Origin of the sequence: Synechococcus sp. R55.8, from assembly GCF_047461895.1 — a bacterium.
Lineage (GTDB): Bacteria > Cyanobacteriota > Cyanobacteriia > Thermostichales > Thermostichaceae > Thermostichus.
On the sequence record NZ_JANSIB010000026.1, the window covers coordinates 23,459 to 27,025 of the forward strand.

The following is a 3,567-nucleotide window of genomic DNA, read 5'->3' on the forward strand; positions in this document are numbered from 1 at the left end:
AAGCGATAGCCCTTGCCGTAGACGGCGTGGATCAATTCTGCTGCCCCGGGCAACCTGAGGCGTCGCCGCAGCAGGCGCACCTGGGCTGCTAAGACGTTGCTGCTGGGGGGATCCTCTCCGGCCCACACCTGCTCGTAGATCTGGTCGTGGGTGAGCAACTGGCCGGGGTGGGTCATGAAGTACTCCAGCAGGCGAAACTCTTTTTGGGAGAGGTGGATCATCCGCCCCTGCCGGTAGGCCACCTGGTTCTCCCGATCCAGCTCCAAATCCCCTATCTGTAGGCGAGGGATCCCTTCTCCAGTACCTGTGGTTCGCCGCAAGAGGGCCCGCACCCGCGCCAGCAGTTCCCGCAGCTCGAACGGCTTCACCAAGTAATCATCTGCCCCGGCATCCAGCCCTTCCACCCGGTCGTCTAGGGTATCTTTGGCGGTCAAAAACAGGATGGGAGTGGTGCCATCCACCTGCCGCACCCGCTGACAGAGGGAAAGCCCAGAGAGCTCCGGCAGCATCCAATCCAAGACCAGCAGATCGTAGGGCAGAGCGGGGGACTTTTGCAGCAGCTCCCAGGCCCGCCCTCCTGTGTAGGCGACGTCCACCGTGTAGCCCTCTCGCCTCAATTGCTGGGCCAGAGAATCGGCCAACTCCACTTCATCGTCCACCAACAAAATCCGTGCCATAGGACTCCGTCCCGCTAACGCGAACGCCTCAGGACTCAGTCTCGCCGTCGTCTTGGAAACTGACGCACGCAGGAAAGGACTCCTTTCCGCCAGAGCGTTGCGCAGCAATCACAGAACTGGGGAGCGGCTCAAGCTGCAAGGATAGATCGTAAAGGCGGCGCCGCGTCCAGATGGGGGATCCCTGCAGACGCTGGGCCAACCGGCGGCTGGCTGCAGACCGGGACAGGCCCTCGGCCAGCAATCGGGCCATTTCTTGACGAATTTCCGCTTCCGATTCACTGTCTCCCCGCCCATCCAAGGACTCCGTCCCGCCTCTGGCAGGGTTAGGGCTGGGAACGGCACCCACATATCCCTCAAGCAAGAGGGTGAACTCCCCCCGCGGCGGCTGGGCGGCGCAGTGCTCCAGAGCTGCTGCCAGGGATCCCCGCCAGAAGGACTCATACAGCTTGGTCAGCTCCCGCGCCAGCACGATCTGCCGCTCTGGGCCGCAGTGATCCAGCAGATCCTGCAGAGTTTGGCGCAGGCGATGGGGGGCTTCATAGAGAACGACGGTGCGCTCTTCTTGGGCCAACTGTTGCAGGCGGGCCTGTCGCTGACTGGGTTTAAGCGGCAAAAATCCCTCGAACACGAATCGTCCTGTAGGCAGGCCCGAAGCGGTCAAGGCGGCAACAGCAGCTACCGGCCCCGGCACAGGGATCACCGGGATCCCGGCCTGAATGCAGGCACGCACCAGCTCTTCTCCCGGATCGGAAATGGCGGGGGTGCCGGCATCGCTGATCAGGGCCACCGACTGGCCCGCCGACAGATACTTCAGGAGTTGCGGGATCCGTTGGGCAGCGTTGTGCTCGTGATAGCTGATGAGGCGGGCGGAGATTTGAAAATGTTTAAGAAGCTGGCCGGAGTGGCGAGTATCTTCTGCCGCCACCCAGTCCACTTCCCGCAAAACCCGCAGCGCCCGCAGGGTGATGTCTTCGCGGTTGCCGATGGGGGTAGCCACCAAATAAAGGCTGGCGGTGGGGTGTTCCATCCCGAGCTCCAAGGCTGAGCTGCCGATAACCAGACAATAGCCAATTAGAGCAATTAGAGATCGCCTCGGATCCCCAGATTAACCTCTCTTGGCCGGTGCCCCGATACCCAAGCATCTGCCTTTCGCGGTAGCGGGACGGAGTCCTTTCGCGGTAGCGGGACGGAGTCCTTTCGCGGTAGCGGGACGGAGTCCTTTCGCGGTAGCGGGACGGAGTCCTATGGCAGGATCGAGAAGTGCTGCGGAGAGGGATCCCGGTGCGCTTGACAACGCGGGCCACCTATAGCATCAAAGCTTTGTTGGATCTGGCGATGCTCGGCTCCGGGCAAATGGCTTCGGTGCGGGCCATTGCTCAGCGACAGGGGATCCCAGCTCCCTACCTGGAAAAGTTGCTGATTGAGTTGCGGCAGGCCGGCTTGGTTTGTTCCCAACGGGGGGCCCAGGGAGGCTACCGGTTGGCACGGGCGCCGCGGCGGATCCCGATCAGCGCCATTTTGGCGGCGGTGGGAGAATCCCTGCATCCTCTTGTGGAGAGTTCTGACGCCACAGCCGTGTATTCGGCGGAGCGGCTGGACTGGGTGACGGAAGCCCTGTGGAAGCGGATCGCTCGGCAAGTGCAGCAGGTGCTGGAGGAAACCACCTTGGAAGATCTGTATTTTGATGTTCGGAGCTGGCAGGCGGCTCAGGATCAGGAGAGTGGATTTGTGGTTTGAGCCTGCTGGCGGGATGGAGTCATCGCTGTTTTTCCCGGCCCAACCAACTGCCGGGGTGGTGCTGGCGGCAGCTTTGGCTTTGGATTATCTGCTGGCGGATCCCTGGGGTTGGCCTCATCCGGTGCGGGTGATGGGGGCTGTAATTGCCTGGGGACAAGGCTATATCCTCAAGCACTGTTCGACTCCGCAAGCACAACAGTGGGGCGGGGCAGTTCTCACCCTAACTTTGGTGGGGGGATCCTACGGCGTGGGCTGGGGACTGGTCGCCATCGGCAATACCATCCACCCCTGGGCAGGGATCCTCGTGCAGGTGATCCTGATGGCCAGCTGTCTGGGAGGGCGCAGCCTGCGCTTTGCCGCCTTGGAGGTGTTGGATCCCTTGGAAAAAGAGGATCTGCCGGAGGCCCGTCAACGTCTCAGCCGCTACGTGGGGCGGGATACAGAGCACCTGACGGCATCGGAGATTTTGCGGGCGCTGATTGAGACGGTGGCCGAAAATACTCCCGACGGAGCAACTGCCCCTCTGTTCTACGCCTTCTTGGGAGGGGCGCCCTTGGCCCTAGCCTACAAGGCCAGCAGCACGCTGGATTCGATGGTGGGCTACCGCCATCCCCCCTTCACCCATTTGGGCACGGTGCCGGCCCGCTGTGAGGATGGGCTGACTTGGCTGCCCTGCCGCCTGACAGTGCTCACCCTGGCCCTGCTCAGCCGGGATCCTTGGGGGTTCTGGCAGCGGTGTCGTCAGGACGCGCAAGCGGATCCCAGCCCCAATTCGGGGTGGAGCGAAGCGGCTTTTGCCTGGCGGCTGCAGATCCAATTGGGGGGAACCAATTTCTATCAGGGGATCCCGAAGGTGAAACCCAAATTGGGGATCCCAGCTCGCCCCTTGACCCCGCAAGTGGTGCGGGAAAGCTTGGGACTGCTGCGACAGGTTGTATGGATTTGGGGGAGTTTGATGGTGGGAGCAACTCTCCTGTTGACCGTTCTGCAACTCATGGTCGTTTATTTCACCCCCTAGGATGAACTAAACAACCGGTTGCTTCCTGCTTCTACGACCCTTACCTAGCTGAGCTTTTGACTCAACCCCGGCAGAGGAATCTCCACAGGCGCAACTTCCCCCAGAACTTGAGGTAGAGTTAGCAAAGCTAACTAG

At 61.7% G+C, this 3,567-nt stretch carries 4 protein-coding genes; 2 read left to right on the top strand and 2 right to left on the bottom strand.

Annotated features, from left to right (window positions below; genetic code table 11):
- Both rppA and rsmI read right to left on the bottom strand, forming a co-directional pair.
- Positions 1 to 677 (bottom strand): two-component system response regulator RppA (rppA, locus tag NW829_RS04300; protein WP_414416515.1); only part of this gene is annotated, 677 nt, incomplete at its 3' end.
- Between the two features lie 28 nt (positions 678 to 705).
- Positions 706 to 1,704 (bottom strand): 16S rRNA (cytidine(1402)-2'-O)-methyltransferase, encoded by a 999-nt coding sequence (gene rsmI, locus NW829_RS04305; protein WP_414416516.1) that lies wholly within the window; start codon positions 1,702 to 1,704, stop codon positions 706 to 708.
- Between the two features lie 254 nt (positions 1,705 to 1,958).
- On the opposite strand from rsmI, the gene NW829_RS04310 reads away from it, so the two are divergent.
- Positions 1,959 to 2,414 (top strand): Rrf2 family transcriptional regulator, encoded by a 456-nt coding sequence (locus NW829_RS04310; RefSeq protein ID WP_414331465.1) that lies wholly within the window; start codon positions 1,959 to 1,961, stop codon positions 2,412 to 2,414.
- Positions 2,415 to 2,427: 13 nt separating this feature from the next.
- Positions 2,428 to 3,432 (top strand): adenosylcobinamide-phosphate synthase CbiB, encoded by a 1,005-nt coding sequence (gene cbiB / locus NW829_RS04315; protein ID WP_414416517.1) that lies wholly within the window; start codon positions 2,428 to 2,430, stop codon positions 3,430 to 3,432.
- The last annotated feature ends 135 nt before the right edge of the window (positions 3,433 to 3,567 follow it).

Excerpts from the sequence above, each read along its gene's own strand:
- cbiB (WP_414416517.1), top strand. The coding sequence starts at position 2,428 with ATGGAGTCATCGCTGTTTTTCCCGGCCCAACCAACTGCCGGGGTGGTG.
- rsmI (WP_414416516.1), bottom strand. The coding sequence starts at position 1,704 with ATGGAACACCCCACCGCCAGCCTTTATTTGGTGGCTACCCCCATCGGC.